Below are 15,095 nucleotides of genomic sequence, written 5' to 3'. Positions count from 1 at the left end.
ATTCTCCAATTCCTCATGACTCCATTGGGCTATAATGAGCATCATTGTGTGACGATCCTATGACATTTGTCACATTTACCCTTGTAGTTTCATGTGGAGGGTAATCAAATCAAGGCACTCACACTAATCTTGCCGACACCTCGCGAAGATTACCGTATATCAAAAAGGCCTGTGTTCCCACAGGCCTCTTTGTCATACACGCGGAGTAAGTAATTACATCCCCGCCGATTTATGATTCCTTCGAATTTATCTCATCAATAATTTGCTCAATTTCACGCAAGCTTGCAATCGTATATTCAGGGTGAATATTGCCAGACAATTCAACGCCTTTGCGGTTCAGCCACGCATGATGCATGCCAACATTCTGCGCGCCTAGAATATCCGTCGTTAATTTGTCGCCAATCATGATCCCTTCATGCGGTTCGATGCCGAGCAATGACATCGTGTGCTTGAACAGTTCTGGATCAGGCTTCCCTTGTGGATGATGTCCAGAGATAACGATATGATCGAAATAGGATAGAAGCTCACGCTCTCCATTCAGCTTCTCCTGCTGCAAATCAGGCGATCCGTTCGTTAACAACAATAGTGGATATTGCGCAATCAATTGTCGCAGCACCTCATAAGTCTCATCGTACACATACGAACGAGAACGACGTTCACTCATAAATCGCTCCGCCAGCTCGGCACCTAATGCATCATCAGGTTGACCAGCGGCTTGAAGACCTTGTGTCCATGCAGATTGTCGATACATCGGCGCAAGCTGTTCCAACAATCGAAATTCAGGATGTTCTCCCTCTGCAAATCTCCCCCACAGCGCTTCAAAGGGATTAATCCCAATATTCTGTGTGAAAGGATAAGTCTCATAAGAGGCAAACAATTCACGAGCAGCTTGACGAACCAATGCTTCCAATTGTTCTACATTGACCCCAGTCTTATCTTGCGCGTATTTACAAGTTGCAGCAAAAGCTTCCTCAACACAACGCTCATCCCATAACAAAGTATCATCCAGGTCGAACAGTACAGCACGAATAGCCAAGTTTCATCTCTCCCATCACAGCGACAATGATAACGAATCCTCTATATCGGATTTCTCTATTTTTTCGAGTCTTTCTTCGATGTATCTTCGAATTCAATCTTATGTTGATTTGCGAAGGAACGAAGACGTTCCCCCATTGCATTCGTATCATAACGATTCAGCACTCGCGAGAAAATCCAATTCGCACCTTTCCCCGTGTGTTCAATAACAACATAACCAGGTTGGATCGCAATTTTCTTCATATCCTTTGCAGACAGAGTACGGAGACGATTCCAGCGAATCGTAGATACCTCACCTGCTCCAACACGAAGAAATGGTCTTCTCAGGAATAATATAATCCCCAATCCGACGTAACACACGATTGTGATCCAATATAGAGTTGGATATTGATTGTCCGTAATGATACCGCCCAACAATCCATACATAATGGCGAAGGCGATTAAAGCGATTGGCATAATGAAGCTGCGTCCTTTAAACTCTTCGTGTGCAGGCTTGCCAGCAGCGAACGTCGGCTTGCCTTGCTTCATTCGCTGTTTGTTTAACTTTTCACTATTTTGACGGACTTTACGTTCCCAACTGCGAGACATGAATTCGCAACCCCCTGTATAGTAAACGAATAATGTGAATCCATCGTTATCGATGAAGGTTCATTTAATGAACGATCCCGTTCGATCCAGAGTTATCTGTTCCTTCTTCATCTTCTACATAGCGAATAGTGTCTAATTGATTGCGTACCTGCTTGCGGAATAGAACCAAATATTCCTCGCGCAGTTTCGCGCGTTCTTCCATTTCCTCATCGCTCAGCCCAACTGTCTTATGTTTGCGGGCCAATTCATTAATTCGTGCAATAAGCTTGTCGATATTCATCAGGTACCTCCATGTGTGTAAGCATATGTTCTACTTTGACATGGAGGTAACAGCTTGTCAAGCAAGCAGCAAGAAAGCTTTTATATCGCAAAAAAGAGGCCTCTTCGGGCCTCCTACCTTCTGCTCTTATGTATAGGAATGCAAAGCTTCTCAACCGTAAATTCGACAATGACCCCGACTCATCGGATCGGAACGAGCAATACTTCTCCTGCCGGTAAGATATCACCTTTCAATTGATTCATCTCAACGATTTCATATATAAACTGACGCGTATCCGTATGTTCTGGCTTATAAGAGGATGCAATCCCCCAGAGTGTATCTCCAGGCTGAACAAGTACGCGCTCCACAGCAGCTCCATTTACAATTTCCGTTTGGCTATCATCCATGCCAAGCGCTTGAACAATGCTTCCACAAGTAATGAACAACAATACAATCAGGCTCATGATGAATCGAACACGTAAAGGAAACAAACGCTTCTTCTGAATAGGTTGTGAAGCTGTTGTCGACACCTTATAGATTGAACGATATGTTGTATACATCATAAATGACTCATCTCCCAAACACTTGTTCTGTTATCTTGTATAATTTAATCTAACACGAACACACGTTTGAGTCAATGCCTTTTTAGAACGTTCGTTCCCCTTTTTATATTATCGAAAAATAAGCATTTAGCCTCATTTAACTTTCTCTTGTTTCTCTCTCGTAATTTACGAACTTCTCACAATCTTTTTCTTCAGAATCTTTAGAACTTATGTTTGTACGAACGGAGGTTCTGTGGTATAATTTTGTCAAAAGAGTATTCATTGGAGTTGATACCCTTGTCTAAAATATCAAGTCGTCAACAAGCTATCCTTGATTTTATACGTGATGAAGTTCGAGCTAAAGGTTATCCGCCTTCTGTTCGTGAAATAGGCGAAGCCGTTGGTCTAGCATCCAGTTCCACTGTTCACGGTCATCTTGATCGACTCGAGAAGAAGGGATTCATTCGACGTGACCCTACGAAGCCTCGTGCTATTGAACTGCTTAGCCATGATCAATCTGAACGTTCAACAGACTTCTCTCGCTCCTTCGCACGCGTGCCGGTCGTTGGGAAAGTAACTGCAGGCGAGCCAATTACCGCAACAGAGAATATTGAAGATTACTTCCCTCTTCCTATGCATATGGTGGGAGATGACGAGAATGTATTCATGTTGTCGGTCATGGGTAATAGTATGATTGAGGCTGGTATACATAATGGCGACTTTGTCATCGTGCGTCAGCAGCAGACAGCGAACAACGGTGATATCGTGGTAGCCATGACTGAAGAAGATGAAGCAACGGTTAAGACTTTCTATCGTGAGAAGGATCATATCCGCTTGCAGCCTGAGAATCCAACCTATGAACCGATTCGCTTACAGCATGTAACGATTCTGGGCAAAGTTATTGGTTTGTTCCGTGATTTTCATTAAGACATTACATTGATGCCTCGTTCTCTTCTTTTTAAGAAGGGAGCGAGGCATTTTTGCTTTCTCATTATTTCATATCATTTGCTGAACAGTACCTGAACAATCTCATCTAGAAAAGAAGCTTCATAAAATTCGACTTTCTCTCCTTATCTTCATCGAAACAACCTCACCACTGTTCACTCTTATAAACCCTAATCGTTCGAGAGATTTATACCACATCGAATATATACACACATCAACTTTAGCAATAAATATTTATTGTATAACAATAATTTTTTATTGACTAAAAGTATTTATTTGAATAGGATAATACCTAATGATACACCTCGTATAACTGTTCAAAATTCATTTTCACGAACACAAGGTAGGAGATAACTATGAATAACTTTTTCAAACTAAAATCATTCCTCAATTTTGGCTGGCACCAGGCAATGTCCTGCTTGTTCCCCGCTTATATTTTCGCGATGTTGGCACTCACGAAGATCATAGACATTCCATTTATGCATCGCTATGATTTCCTATTGCTTGTTTGTATCTTGGCGCAGGTTCTAATGATCCGGTTTGGGATAGAAACAATGGATGAATGTAAAGTAATCTGTATGTTCCATTTCATCGGTCTTGCACTTGAAATATTTAAAATCCACATGGGATCATGGGGCTATCCGGAAGACGGTTGGTCTAAAATACTGGGTGTTCCTCTATATAGCGGATTTATGTACGCAAGTGTGGCAAGTTACTTATGTCAAGCGTGGCGACGACTGCAGGTCAAGGTAAATCGATACCCTTCTGCTTGGTTAACGATTCCGCTAGGTGCGGCGATTTACTTCAACTTCATGACTCATCACTTCATTTACGATTTGCGTTGGGTTTTGATGATTTTGCTATTCGTCATCTTCTTTAGAACCTACGTGGAATATACCGTATTAGGCGTGACACGAAGAATGCCGATTGTTCTGTCGTTCGTCTTAATCGGATTTTTTATATGGGTGGCTGAAAACATCGGGACTTTCTTGGGCGCATGGTATTATCCACATCAGACGAACGGCTGGAATCTCGTAAAGTGGGGAAAATTCAGCTCATGGTTTTTGCTTGTCATCGTTTCCTTCATGATCGTCGCCCATCTGAAGCATGTAAAAGGAGGACACTTCAAGAGAAATAGTCATACTCGCTTCAATGAGTCGACATTTCAGAAGTAAAACACAATCTTTTAAATACAAAAGCAAAAAACCTAGAGCCCTAACAGCTCTAGGTTTTGTTACAGTATTCCTTGAATTGCTACTAAAAACTCATATAAGAAATACCCCGCGAACCCAAATAAAATCAGTCCTGCGATAATAGACATCCGCTTAATCATAGTTCGGCTCATTACTCTTCTCGTGACAGCCACAATGGCAAGCAACCCAACATCATGGAGGAGGATACCAGCTAATATTCCTGCACCTACGATTAGAAATTTAGCCGGTTGTGTCGTATCATACGAATCAGATAGCACCGCACCAAAAACGGAAATCCAAAACACAAGATTACCTGGCGATATAGCGACGAGCAGTCCATTTCGGTAGGAACTGAAAAATGATGCATTCGGTTTATCGCCAGCCAATGTAATGCCTTGATCCGAGTTTTTGATGGAATCATAGCCTAAATAAATTAAAAAACATGCTCCGATGAGCCACATAGGGATTTGAATAACAGGGATGGCAAGCACGGAAGCCAAGCCCATATATAAGGCAACGATTAATAGAAAATCAATGGTCATTCCACCTAATCCAACAGCCCAGCCATGCATAAAACCCTTTTTCATCCCTTGCTTCGTCATTTCAACGGTCATGGCGCCTACAGGCATTGCAACGGCAAGCCCCGCTAGTAAATACGTGAAGAAAAGATTCAATTTCCAACACTACTTTCTATATGTAATAGTTGCTAGTCAATATACACTATACTATATAAATACATAATATTATATATTTATGCATGACAAACTTGAAAATATTTAGGCAAGTTGACATATACTAAAAATGAACCACTATTGATATGTATGTAAGAGAACCAAATACTTCATCATATTTAACTACTCAAAAGCTCCATTTGAGCGCATTTCTTCTTCCGATAAATTCTGAGATAAATTCGTTACAATCGTTCCTGGGTGATCAGATAATGCACTACATTAAATTCCTTACCTCGTTTAACCAACTCAACTGCAAATAATGTCATGTATTGATTTCGTTCCATCGGTGAACTTGTGTTCTATTTAAGTACACCATTTCATTTGAGTGATATAACTGAGCAGACAGCCAATTCCCCTAACATGTAGGAAATTGGCTGTTTATCTTCTATGCTATATCTTAGCATGGGTTTTATATCAGAAAGTTAATACTATATTGGGTAACCTGGAGTAACAGTCAATTCGTAAGCAAAATAGTCTATCAAGAGAACAAACAATCAGCTTAGAAATAGTTCATACTCATTGCATCACGTATTTCTAACATCGTTTCTTTTGCTACAAGGCGTGCTTTTTCTGTACCCGACATAAGAATTTCATCGATCTTTTTGGGTTCGTTTTGATACATTCTTCTCCGTTCTCTCATTGGTTCAAGTAAATGGTTGATACTTTGCGATATCTTTCGTTTGCACTCCATACATCCAATCTGCCCCTTTTTACAACTTTCATAAATCTCATCGGAGCCTTCTTTACGAAATGCTTGATGATAAGCGTAGACTGGGCAAATTTCAGGATGTCCGATATCCGTTTTATGGATCCGCGCAGGATCAGTTGTCGCTTTCTTTAGCTTCTCACTAACCTCTTCTTGAGTGGAGTCCAAATTGATCGTGTTACCTAGACTTTTGCTCATTTTATTATTTCCATCTAATCCGACCAGTCGTGGAACATCACCTACAAGTGGTTTTGGTTCCACTAACACAGGTTTATAAAGTTGGTTAAACCGCCGGACAATTTTCCTTGTTTGTTCGATATGAGGAACTTGGTCTTCTCCTACTGGAACCAAAGTCGCCTTACAAAAGGTAATATCAGCCGCCTGGCTTACGGGGTAGCCCAGGAATCCGTAATACATATCATGGAATCCACGTTCTGTGGCTTCCGCCTTTATAGTAGGATTGTGACGTAACGAATTGACCGTAACAAACATGGAAAAATAAGTGGTTAACTCAGCAATCTCTGGGATCATACTCTGAATAAATATTGTTGCGCTATCAGGGTTAATACCTGCTGATAAATAGTCCAATGCCACATTGCGCAAGTTTTGTTTAATTGATTCAGGTTTTTCAAAATGAGTAGTCAGGGCTTGAACATCTGCAAGTATTAAAAAAGTTTCGTATTGGTTTTGCAACTCCACACGATTTTTTAAGCTGCCAACGTAATGGCCAAGGTGCAGTTTTCCTGTAATCCGATCGCCTGTCAAAATCCGTTCTTTCACTTATGTTCCTCCTCATAATGTTATTTCTGAAATGCAATCTTGTGATCCACCAACCATCATCCATGGCCATCACCCCTTTCAAGTAATATAAAAAAACCTCGCCCAATAAAGGACGAGGTTTTCGTGGTACCACCTTTTTAATCGCTAATAGCGATTCACTCTAAAGTACGGCAAGATGGTTTAACCATCAATACGATACTCCTCTCATGATAACGGAGAGAGAATCCCGGCAACGCCTACTCAATTCAGCGGAGCGATTCAGAAGCCCATTCGGCATCAGGTGAGGATCGGTTCACAGCATCCACCGACTCTCTGAACCTCATTATCTGATACGTACTTGCTCTTCATCAACATCGTTGATCCGTTCATATATAATTGAAATTATTATAATGGATAACAATCAGTAAATCAAATTAAATGTCATCTTTTACAGCTCGATGCGAATCATTTGATTGAATCGACCCAAATACTGTTGTATTTACGAAGGACCCCGCTATGGATGAATTTTGGGGATAATGGAAAATTACATCTAGGAAAAAGAAATAAGAGCCGGGGAATGCCCATACGGCTCTTATTTGCTTACAGGTGTGCCGGCACAACACCAGTATTTCAAACAGATTTGCAGTGCACAGATACAGAGCTATGAAACCAATCTACTTAGATGCTAAAAAATAAATGAACGGGAAATGATAACCAGCAAAATGAACAAGACCAAGATTACACCAATCGAAGTGAAACCTCCAAATCCACATGAGAAACCTCCAACAACTTCACCCATATGCGTAAACCTCCTCTCGTTTGGCACATTTACATCGTATAAATGTTACCTTCATTCTGACCCGGCTATTTCCTATACTGAATTAATTAGGCGGTGTTGCCCCTTCAAAGGGTAGAATTCCACGACTCCGTCCATTAAATCGGCTCTTATTCGAACTGGCCTTTATGCCCCCTCGACAACAGGATATTCAAGTTATCAATGCTGAAGATGCGTCATTAGTAAATTTGATCCTCGTGAAATGCCTATGGGGGAATAGTGTGAGTTCAGATCCTTTTATCAAATTAACAAAAGCTGCCACAGAGTACAATGACCAACAAAATAAACAGAACCAATATAATGGCTGTAGAAGTAAAGCGATGATGATGACCAATTTCACTCATTTGAGATGCCCTCCTCTCGCTAGATACAATACATATAGTATTAAGGTAGTTATGTGCGTGTCTCGGCTATACCCTATTCATTGTAAAAAATACTAAGATCCACAGACTTCCTTTCCCACAGTGCTTTATTAAGCCTGTTTCATATTCCGCTTTAAACCATGCTCATTGTTTTTGGATAGACACCGTATTCACTTTCCCATTCCAAGCTATCATCAGATAGCCTGCAGCTTCTATGCACCGACTCATAGGTAAAACGGCCCAACAAGTGCGCTTAAACAGCTCATTCTCTACTTCAACATCTGCTACCTCCTTGCCTCATTTTATGGACTGTAGAAAGTGCCGAATACTTCTTGACCCATTCTCAAAAGGTCGATTAATCCCTCACTATCAAAACCGACGAAGCATTCGTAACATTCATTCAAGCTTGTTCATAATAAACAGTCTGCGCATCCATACTAAGAAAAAGGCAAGGAGCTGGCGGCAAAATGAGTATATTTGCAGAAGATGCCCAAGTTAATCAATTACAGGATCGAACCGAAACTCAAAAGGTTGCGGATGTGATTATCAACCAACTGAAATTATGGGGCGTTAAGCGGATTTACGGGGTGATCGGGGATGCCATTTTTGGATTGATGGAAGGTCTCTCACGCCAGAATGATTTGGAATGGATTGGGGTAAAACATGAGTCTGTCGCTGCAATAATGGCGTCTGCCGAAGCCAAATTAACCGGTCGAATCGGAGTATGCGCCGCGCAAATGGGACCTGGTTTGACTAATTTAATGACTGGCCTAGGAGATGCAAACTTAGATCGCGTTCCAGTCTTGGCCATATCAGGTCAAGCGCCTACCCCCAAGATCGGAACAGCGTATAAGCAGTATATTGATCAGCAGGGACTAGTTCAGGCGATTACCGGGTTCAGCCGAATTGTCGTTCATCCCAAAGCAGTCGTTGACACCTTAGCACAGGCCATGTTTACGGCAATGGAACAGGCAATTCCCGTTCATCTTTCCATACCTTCCGATCTATGGACTCTTCCCTGCGGGGCAAAACCGCGTGAACCGATTCAAATAGCAAATCAAATAGCTGGACATAGCCAACTCCAACAAGCGGCGAATCTTATGCTTAAGGCGAAGCGCCCCTTGATCCTTGCTGGCAATCGAGCAAATCATGCCTGTGATGCGATCCGGAAACTGGCTGATCGCTGGGGATGCGGAATTGTTATGAGTTATGGAGCAAAGGGGATAATTGCGGGTTCTCACCCTTACCTGCTCGGCGGTTTGGGCGAAGGCGGGAATCCTTTTGCAAGCGACTTATGCAAACAAGCGGATGTCGTCCTTGCCATCGGTACCTCTTGGTGGCCGGAATATCATGTCCCTAAAAATGCGCAAGTGATCCATATCGAAGAACGGATATCAGCTATCGGCGAGGTCATTCCGTCACAAGTCGGGATCGTTGGTAATATCGCAGAGATAATCCAAGCACTTACAGAAGGCATAACAGACTACCGTTCAAATCCAGATTGGTTGCAGCTCGTGAACCAATGTAAACAAGTCTGGAATGAACAAAATGAACTAGAACGCGCCATCTCATCGTCACCATTTCATCCCGCATTGATCGTCAGCGTCGTTGAACAACACATTGACAAGGACGCCATTATTGCGCTGGATGAAGGAGATGTTACCTTATGGTTTCTAAGAAACTTCAGGGGAACCGCCCATCATTTGGTGTTATCGGAGCGTTGGAGAACGATGGGGTTTGGATTGCCGGCCGCAATGGCAGCAAAATGTTCATTTCCGAACAGGCAAGTCATTTGTGTTACAGGGGACGGCGGATTAGGAATGGTACAGGCGGATTTGATTACAGCCGCACGTTACGGACTTCCCATAACAGTCATCGTTTTCAATAATGGAACCCTGCAAATGGAACAAGATAAAATGATGATGAAACATCTTCGCCCATTTGGGACGGACATCTCGAACCCGAATTTCGTCCAAATTGCAGAAGCTTCTGGATGGGTAGCTAAACGAGCAAAAACGAATGATGAGCTTCGCATCGCCTTAGATGAAGCGAAATCAACCTCCAAACCTTACCTCATCGATGTCCCGACGGCAAAAATAACGCATCCAGATTTTCAAATCCAAAAATAAAGGAGCATGATTATATGACATCGGAAACCGAAAAACATCCTACCTCCGTAACCATGCCCAAACCTCCTTATCCACTTCAACACCAAGATGAGCAGCCGGGTATTGAGTCTCTGATGAACCCGCGTCCCATTTATGACGATCCGAACTACAAACCGGGCGGCAAACTAAAAAATAAAGTGGCCATCATTACCGGAGGAGACAGCGGCCAAGGACGAGCCATAGCGGTAGCCTTCGCCAAAGAAGGCGCAGATGTCGTCATTGTGTATCTTAACGAACATACGGATGCTGAAGAAACCAAACAGGTTGTCGAGCAAAAAGGGAGCAAATGTCTGTGTATTGCCGGGGATCTTGGCCAAGAAGATTTTTGCAAACAAATCGTGGAACAAACCGTTACACAATTCGGAAAGCTGGATATTCTCGTGAATAACGCGGCTGAGCAGCATGTTCAGAACAGTTTAGAAAGTATTACTTCCGAACAGATGGAAAGAACGTTTCGAACCAATTTTTTCTCGATATTTTATTTAACGAAGGCTGCCCTTCCCCATATGAAAAAGGGAAGCAGCATTATCAATGCCGCCTCGCTTACTGCCTATGAGGGGAATGAACAGCTCATCGATTATTCAGCCACCAAGGGCGCCATCGTTGCTTTTACCCGGTCGCTCTCGAAATCGTTGCACAGCAGAGGCATTCGAGTAAACGGCGTCGTCCCTGGAAGCATATGGACGCCTCTTATTCCCGCATCCTTTCCTGCCGCTCAAGTCGCGAAGTGGGGAGAAAAAAATCCGATGGGACGTGCAGGCCAACCTTGCGAGGTCGCACCCGCGTATGTATTTCTGGCATCGGAAGACGCATCGTATATTTCCGGACAGTTCATTCATGCTACAGGTGGTGTTATTGTGAACAGCTGAGGAGATCCAGCTTCGTGTAGATCCGAAAATCGAAACCTTTCCCGTTCTTTTATCGTCCTCGCAAGCCATATAAAGATGCCAAAACTAAAAAGAGCCGCGGGATTCCCTACGGCTCATACTCGTGTTATATCAGTTATACAACTCTCTTAAACTTCAGAGTGTAATCTTTACCGTAATCATTAAACCCATGTGAGGATACTCTGATGTATGCCTTATGCCCATTATAAAGCGAATGCCAAATATTTTTCTCAATTGTGTTGTCATTGTATTCGGTTACTTTAATAATTCTCCCGTTTGAATCTGTTTCGATAAGCTGAAGATCGTAAATAACTCCTGGCTGGGGCTTCATACTAATATGGAAACCCATTGCACTCTGATCACCATTTGTATAATCGATCACATAGTAATCATAGTCATTGATATTATCAATTGGTAAGGTGAATTGGTCTTCATATGAGTACCCCCATCTATAAAGCATCACAGCTTCTTGTAGGGTATCACCGAAACCCGTGTATGCAAAAACAGAAGGCGAAGTCACTACCATTACTACTGCCATCAAAAACGCGACAAACATTTTTTTTGCTTTCATAGCCTCACTTCCCTTTCATTTAGTATAGTAGGGATTCACACCCATATATCAACATATTAACTCAATAGGGTATATTTGTAAATATAATATGATAATTGTCTTTATACCTAGTTATCTACTTTTTTTCAAATAATCACACATAACTCCTTTCCATCCCAAGCATTGACTTTCCTCCAGCCAATTCAACTACTTCACGTAATGGCATAATGGCTCGACCAACCCGTGCCCCATCAATTTACTTAACGCCTCTTCACCATTTGATTGTATATGGCGCATCATAGCATCATTGAAGATGTCAGTAAGCATTTCATGATAGCCTTCGTTTTTTGTTTGAATGCTTATTGGCTTGCCGAAGCCTACATTCTGATAAATAAGCTTTCGTGTAAACGCATTTGGAAGCTTATTGAGCTCCACTTGCACCTATAGCAGTGCGTACACGTTCAAGGATATCTGTTTCATTCTTGTAGTAGTTTTCACCGGTAATCATCCATTCGCGTTTCTTTGATTTCTTCCAGTCGCCTATTTCTATCTGAATGATGTCAGGAAGAATAGCTGCGGTCATGGCTCCATCTTTCAAAATTGTCTCGATATTCTTCATTTCATCCCCAAACTGAAAAAACAGGTGCATCCTCCTTTCTTAAGAAGCATCCGGGAAGTACACGCCACCTTTACGTTTGACCATACCACGAACGAAATACCGATCTCCGTCCATTTGGTGATCATTTTCCTTGACTGGTTTGTCTTCTCCCTTTGCTGCTGCCTTCTCATCCCATACATAGCATGAGAACTCACGCAGTGTTTCTTTGCAGCAATCGTTGTATTTAATCAATCCTTCGACAAGCACACGGAATACTCCGCGCAGCAATAAAAACCAGCTAATGTTTTGTCAAGCTATCCCCTTGGTGATTTAATGAATTACTGATATACTGGTTTTTGAGCACGGCAAAAAAAACTCCATTGGCGTGGAGTTTTTCGAATCGAATAAGTTTATGCTTGGTAAGGCTGGCCTCTATTCAAGATAGCGTAAATGTGATGCAGTAGCTTGTTGGCGCAAGCGATCACTGTTACCTTATAGGGCTTGCCTTCTTTCTTTTTTCGCTCATAGTACGATGCTAACCGTCTGTTATTTCCTTGCCGAAGTCCACACTGCACCGCTAGATATAACGATCTACGCAGACGCTTTGACCCGCGCTTCGTTATTCGGTTACTGTTAGCTGTAAATTTCCCTGAACTATGCACACTCGGATCTAGTCCCGCATAAGTTACCAGCTGCTTAGCATGTCTAAACTGCTTAATATCTCCTATCTCTGCCACTATAGCCGCTCAAGCTTTTCTCCAATCCCAGGAATGTATTTCAATAAATCCAATTCTGGTAGCTGAACAGATATCTCCTCCATTTGCTGTTCTAACTGCTTCAATTGGGCTTGAAATGTTAGAAGGAGCGTAATCATCCCTTTCAGCGCTTCCGTTTGAGAAGGACTTGTCCTCTCTTCCTTCCACTTACCTAATAACTCTTCTATTCGTATCGACTTCTCTCTTATCCAGCTTTGACTGCGAGATCTCCCAGCATATTTTATTAGGGCTTTCTCTATAATCTCCGCCCCATCCATTTGTCCTTGCAGACAGCTCTGCAGCACTTGTAGTGATGTAGCCGAGTATAGGTCGCTAAACACTCCTTCATAAGCCGGAATTACTTGATCTAACAATGCCCTAGTGTTGAGCTTGGCTTGCACATATAACGATGTAACAAACTCATGGACTGTAGCGGACTAAGAATAATATGACGAATGTCCTTCCGAGTCAGGTAACAAACGACCCCTCGGTGATAATGCCCTGTAGCTTCAATAATACCTACCGGCTCCGCTCCTGTCCTTGTTTTTAATTCTGCACACAAAGCGCTGAGCCACTCAAACCCTTGCTCGTTATGATAAATCTGTTTCGCTTTTCCATAGGGTTCATTTCTCCCTAAGAAGGCTTGAATGACACTGCTTCCATTTGATACATCCATTCCTATTACCGGTTCCATAATACCCTCCTTAATGATACTCGCCGGCACCCCCACGATGGCTCCAAACCCATAGCTTCGCATGTGATACGGGATCTTCAATGTCCCAACCAGCTCAAACATGGTCATTGGGGGTGGTGGGAGAACAGTTTTTATTCCAGGGTTTTTCCCCTAAAGGCCGCACGTTCTCCCGGCTACCGCCATCTTAATACACCTACAAAAATAGGCCAACCAGAAAGTCCGGTTGACCTAATAATACGAAAAGCCGCTGAATAAACAGCGGCTTGATAATCTACGGCTTATTGGGGTCCCATATTGTAAATGATACCTGCGTAAACTCCCCAAATATTTTTGACTCTACCACTTCCACTACCATCATAGTGGGTCCCAGTGAGATTGAGTGTCCCTGCAAAATTCCCTTTTACATAAAACATCGTCTTTGGGACACTATTTATATCATTATAGTATTGCTTACTCAAAACACCCTTAACATACTGCTCAGTAGCTGACGACGCAACAACATTGTTAATTGTTGCTTTAGTTGATTTTGCAGCCATTCCTGTTGTTGGAGCCAAAACACTTGCCATCAATGCTACAGTTGTACCGAATACAACTAGTGCTTTTTTCATTGTAACAACCCCCACATATTGGATTTTTTGTTTTACACCCTCATTGTATCCTAATATCTGGAAATAGGCAATAGATTTAGTATTTTCTTTCTAAAACAAAATACCGCCCCCTAAGGAGCGGCTATCCTGTAGCTTATAGAAAAAACTAATTAGTATTTAACATCAACAAATGCCGTCCCACTTGAAATTATAAGAAAGTATCCATTGCCTCATAAAGATAAAACAAAGAGAGATGACTATCACCTGCTCGTTTTGAAATTTTACATGGCTCGTTAATATGAAAATAAACAACAAATCTCTGATATGAAATTCAAATTAGAGATGGAAGAATTAAAACTGACTGATGACATGCTAATTAAAAATGTTACTACTATCTTAATCCCTGTTGTTTCTGCTATGGCTGCCTTGATTGCTATTTCTATTGCCAGGTTTTTTATTTTTTTCTTTTGCTGCTTCGTTGATTGACAGGGTTAGAACAAATCATCTTGAAGCAATAAGGATCAGATTAAAGTACTTACATCAAGCTATATTAAATAGCGAAAAGGTAAAATAAATAATGGCGACTACTCTGATATAAGTGCAGTCACCATTGTACTAGATATAATCAAATAAATCCGCTTGTCTCGAATTAAATCTGAGTTTTTCATCTGTCGACTCCTCAAAGTCTTGTACAGTACCTCTTTAAATTTCTAGAATATTAGCAACCTCTGCATATGGCACCCAGCTTCCGCTCTTCATGCTAACCCCTACTGCCTTATATGCGTAATTGAAATTGATGTCAATTCGGTATTCCTTTTTGGATCGTCCTTGTTTTGCCATCAATGCCATGTGTATTATCTCCTTTCAAATAAAAGAGCCCCCTAAAGATGCCCTGATTTTA

Annotated in this window: 19 protein-coding genes, 1 pseudogene and 1 other annotated feature; of the genes and pseudogenes, 4 read left to right on the top strand and 16 right to left on the bottom strand. The window is 41.9% G+C overall.

All coding sequences use genetic code 11. The features are described 5' to 3' along the window. Positions 1 to 229: 229 nt before the first annotated feature. From BLS15_RS06275 to BLS15_RS06260, 4 genes are all read right to left on the bottom strand, one after another. A complete protein-coding gene (locus tag BLS15_RS06275) occupies positions 230 to 1,036 on the bottom strand; it encodes an HAD family hydrolase (protein WP_021253914.1) in 807 nt (268 codons plus the stop codon). 56 nt (positions 1,037 to 1,092) lie between these two features. Further along, positions 1,093 to 1,623 (bottom strand): hypothetical protein, encoded by a 531-nt coding sequence (locus tag BLS15_RS06270; RefSeq protein ID WP_021253915.1) that lies wholly within the window; start codon positions 1,621 to 1,623, stop codon positions 1,093 to 1,095. A gap of 64 nt (positions 1,624 to 1,687) precedes the next feature. Continuing rightward, positions 1,688 to 1,903, bottom strand: a complete 216-nt coding sequence (locus tag BLS15_RS06265) for a DUF896 domain-containing protein (RefSeq protein ID WP_021253916.1) — start codon at positions 1,901 to 1,903, stop codon at positions 1,688 to 1,690. A 179-nt stretch (positions 1,904 to 2,082) separates the two neighbouring features. Next, a complete protein-coding gene (locus BLS15_RS06260) occupies positions 2,083 to 2,445 on the bottom strand; it encodes a LysM peptidoglycan-binding domain-containing protein (RefSeq protein ID WP_021253917.1) in 363 nt (120 codons plus the stop codon). A 276-nt stretch (positions 2,446 to 2,721) separates the two neighbouring features. Here BLS15_RS06260 and lexA point away from each other — a divergent pair, with 276 nt between their 5' ends. Further along, positions 2,722 to 3,351, top strand: coding sequence for a transcriptional repressor LexA (gene lexA, locus BLS15_RS06255; RefSeq protein ID WP_021253918.1), 630 nt, complete (start codon positions 2,722 to 2,724; stop codon positions 3,349 to 3,351). Between the two features lie 374 nt (positions 3,352 to 3,725). Next, entirely contained in the window at positions 3,726 to 4,544 is an 819-nt protein-coding gene (locus BLS15_RS06250) for a DUF817 domain-containing protein (protein WP_028533053.1), read from the top strand. Positions 4,545 to 4,603: 59 nt separating this feature from the next. On the opposite strand, the gene BLS15_RS06245 is transcribed toward BLS15_RS06250, so the two are convergent. The 4 genes from BLS15_RS06245 to BLS15_RS28460 all read right to left on the bottom strand — a co-directional run bounded on the left by BLS15_RS06245 (position 4,604) and on the right by BLS15_RS28460 (position 7,937). Further along, positions 4,604 to 5,236: a LysE family translocator gene (locus tag BLS15_RS06245; protein ID WP_021253920.1), complete on the bottom strand. Its 633-nt coding sequence runs from the start codon at positions 5,234 to 5,236 to the stop codon at positions 4,604 to 4,606. Positions 5,237 to 5,792: 556 nt separating this feature from the next. After that, positions 5,793 to 6,779, bottom strand: a complete 987-nt coding sequence (gene trpS / locus BLS15_RS06240) for a tryptophan--tRNA ligase (protein ID WP_090510498.1) — start codon at positions 6,777 to 6,779, stop codon at positions 5,793 to 5,795. 105 nt (positions 6,780 to 6,884) lie between these two features. Then, positions 6,885 to 7,139, bottom strand: a binding site (T-box leader). 304 nt (positions 7,140 to 7,443) lie between these two features. Further along, positions 7,444 to 7,557, bottom strand: coding sequence for a hypothetical protein (locus BLS15_RS29360; protein WP_028533055.1), 114 nt, complete (start codon positions 7,555 to 7,557; stop codon positions 7,444 to 7,446). 281 nt (positions 7,558 to 7,838) lie between these two features. Continuing rightward, positions 7,839 to 7,937: a sporulation protein YjcZ gene (locus BLS15_RS28460; protein ID WP_138186343.1), complete on the bottom strand. Its 99-nt coding sequence runs from the start codon at positions 7,935 to 7,937 to the stop codon at positions 7,839 to 7,841. Positions 7,938 to 8,422: 485 nt separating this feature from the next. Between BLS15_RS28460 and BLS15_RS06230 the strand changes: the two genes are divergently transcribed. Together BLS15_RS06230 and BLS15_RS06225 are read left to right on the top strand one after the other, a co-directional pair. Further along, on the top strand, positions 8,423 to 10,084 hold the full coding sequence (locus BLS15_RS06230; RefSeq protein ID WP_021253922.1) for a thiamine pyrophosphate-binding protein: 1,662 nt from the start codon (positions 8,423 to 8,425) through the stop codon (positions 10,082 to 10,084). A 14-nt stretch (positions 10,085 to 10,098) separates the two neighbouring features. Beyond that, positions 10,099 to 10,992 (top strand): SDR family oxidoreductase, encoded by an 894-nt coding sequence (locus BLS15_RS06225; RefSeq protein WP_021253923.1) that lies wholly within the window; start codon positions 10,099 to 10,101, stop codon positions 10,990 to 10,992. A gap of 133 nt (positions 10,993 to 11,125) precedes the next feature. Here the strand turns inward: BLS15_RS06225 and BLS15_RS06220 are convergent, their stop codons facing one another. From BLS15_RS06220 to BLS15_RS28900, 8 genes and pseudogenes are all read right to left on the bottom strand, one after another. After that, complete coding sequence (locus tag BLS15_RS06220; RefSeq protein WP_021253924.1) at positions 11,126 to 11,581, bottom strand: hypothetical protein; 456 nt, start codon at positions 11,579 to 11,581, stop codon at positions 11,126 to 11,128. A 400-nt stretch (positions 11,582 to 11,981) separates the two neighbouring features. Continuing rightward, the gene (locus BLS15_RS06210) at positions 11,982 to 12,179 is read right to left on the bottom strand and encodes a hypothetical protein (protein ID WP_139170642.1); all 198 of its coding nucleotides are present in this window, start codon (positions 12,177 to 12,179) and stop codon (positions 11,982 to 11,984) included. Between the two features lie 39 nt (positions 12,180 to 12,218). Further along, positions 12,219 to 12,422 (bottom strand): annotated as a pseudogene (locus BLS15_RS06205) (PBSX family phage terminase large subunit); the annotation flags it as partial. A gap of 146 nt (positions 12,423 to 12,568) precedes the next feature. Further along, positions 12,569 to 12,895 carry a transposase gene (locus BLS15_RS29355; RefSeq protein WP_254777294.1) on the bottom strand — a complete coding sequence of 109 codons (327 nt, stop codon included), beginning with the start codon at positions 12,893 to 12,895 and terminating at the stop codon, positions 12,569 to 12,571. Further along, positions 12,895 to 13,287 carry a hypothetical protein gene (locus BLS15_RS29350; protein WP_254777293.1) on the bottom strand — a complete coding sequence of 131 codons (393 nt, stop codon included), beginning with the start codon at positions 13,285 to 13,287 and terminating at the stop codon, positions 12,895 to 12,897. The genes BLS15_RS29355 and BLS15_RS29350 overlap by 1 nt, the downstream gene beginning before the upstream one ends. Further along, positions 13,281 to 13,607: a transposase gene (locus BLS15_RS29345; protein WP_254777292.1), complete on the bottom strand. Its 327-nt coding sequence runs from the start codon at positions 13,605 to 13,607 to the stop codon at positions 13,281 to 13,283. The genes BLS15_RS29350 and BLS15_RS29345 overlap by 7 nt, the downstream gene beginning before the upstream one ends. A gap of 278 nt (positions 13,608 to 13,885) precedes the next feature. Further along, the gene (locus tag BLS15_RS06195) at positions 13,886 to 14,215 is read right to left on the bottom strand and encodes a hypothetical protein (protein WP_090510495.1); all 330 of its coding nucleotides are present in this window, start codon (positions 14,213 to 14,215) and stop codon (positions 13,886 to 13,888) included. Positions 14,216 to 14,896: 681 nt separating this feature from the next. Next, positions 14,897 to 15,043: a hypothetical protein gene (locus tag BLS15_RS28900; protein WP_174807509.1), complete on the bottom strand. Its 147-nt coding sequence runs from the start codon at positions 15,041 to 15,043 to the stop codon at positions 14,897 to 14,899. Between the last annotated feature and the right edge of the window lie 52 nt (positions 15,044 to 15,095).

This window comes from Paenibacillus sp. cl6col (assembly GCF_900102125.1).
In the GTDB taxonomy this organism is placed as follows: domain Bacteria; phylum Bacillota; class Bacilli; order Paenibacillales; family Paenibacillaceae; genus Paenibacillus_B; species Paenibacillus_B suaedae.
This window is presented reverse-complemented; position numbering and strand designations above follow the sequence as displayed.

Excerpts from the sequence above, each read along its gene's own strand:
- BLS15_RS06270 (WP_021253915.1), bottom strand. The coding sequence starts at position 1,623 with ATGTCTCGCAGTTGGGAACGTAAAGTCCGTCAAAATAGTGAAAAGTTA.
- BLS15_RS06265 (WP_021253916.1), bottom strand. The coding sequence starts at position 1,903 with ATGAATATCGACAAGCTTATTGCACGAATTAATGAATTGGCCCGCAAA.
- BLS15_RS06260 (WP_021253917.1), bottom strand. The coding sequence starts at position 2,445 with ATGATGTATACAACATATCGTTCAATCTATAAGGTGTCGACAACAGCT.
- BLS15_RS06250 (WP_028533053.1), top strand. The coding sequence starts at position 3,726 with ATGAATAACTTTTTCAAACTAAAATCATTCCTCAATTTTGGCTGGCAC.
- BLS15_RS29360 (WP_028533055.1), bottom strand. The coding sequence starts at position 7,557 with ATGGGTGAAGTTGTTGGAGGTTTCTCATGTGGATTTGGAGGTTTCACT.
- BLS15_RS28460 (WP_138186343.1), bottom strand. The coding sequence starts at position 7,937 with ATGAGTGAAATTGGTCATCATCATCGCTTTACTTCTACAGCCATTATA.
- BLS15_RS06230 (WP_021253922.1), top strand. The coding sequence starts at position 8,423 with ATGAGTATATTTGCAGAAGATGCCCAAGTTAATCAATTACAGGATCGA.
- BLS15_RS06225 (WP_021253923.1), top strand. The coding sequence starts at position 10,099 with ATGACATCGGAAACCGAAAAACATCCTACCTCCGTAACCATGCCCAAA.
- BLS15_RS06220 (WP_021253924.1), bottom strand. The coding sequence starts at position 11,581 with ATGAAAGCAAAAAAAATGTTTGTCGCGTTTTTGATGGCAGTAGTAATG.
- BLS15_RS06210 (WP_139170642.1), bottom strand. The coding sequence starts at position 12,179 with ATGAAGAATATCGAGACAATTTTGAAAGATGGAGCCATGACCGCAGCT.
- BLS15_RS29345 (WP_254777292.1), bottom strand. The coding sequence starts at position 13,607 with ATGGAACCGGTAATAGGAATGGATGTATCAAATGGAAGCAGTGTCATT.
- BLS15_RS06195 (WP_090510495.1), bottom strand. The coding sequence starts at position 14,215 with ATGAAAAAAGCACTAGTTGTATTCGGTACAACTGTAGCATTGATGGCA.
- BLS15_RS28900 (WP_174807509.1), bottom strand. The coding sequence starts at position 15,043 with ATGGCATTGATGGCAAAACAAGGACGATCCAAAAAGGAATACCGAATT.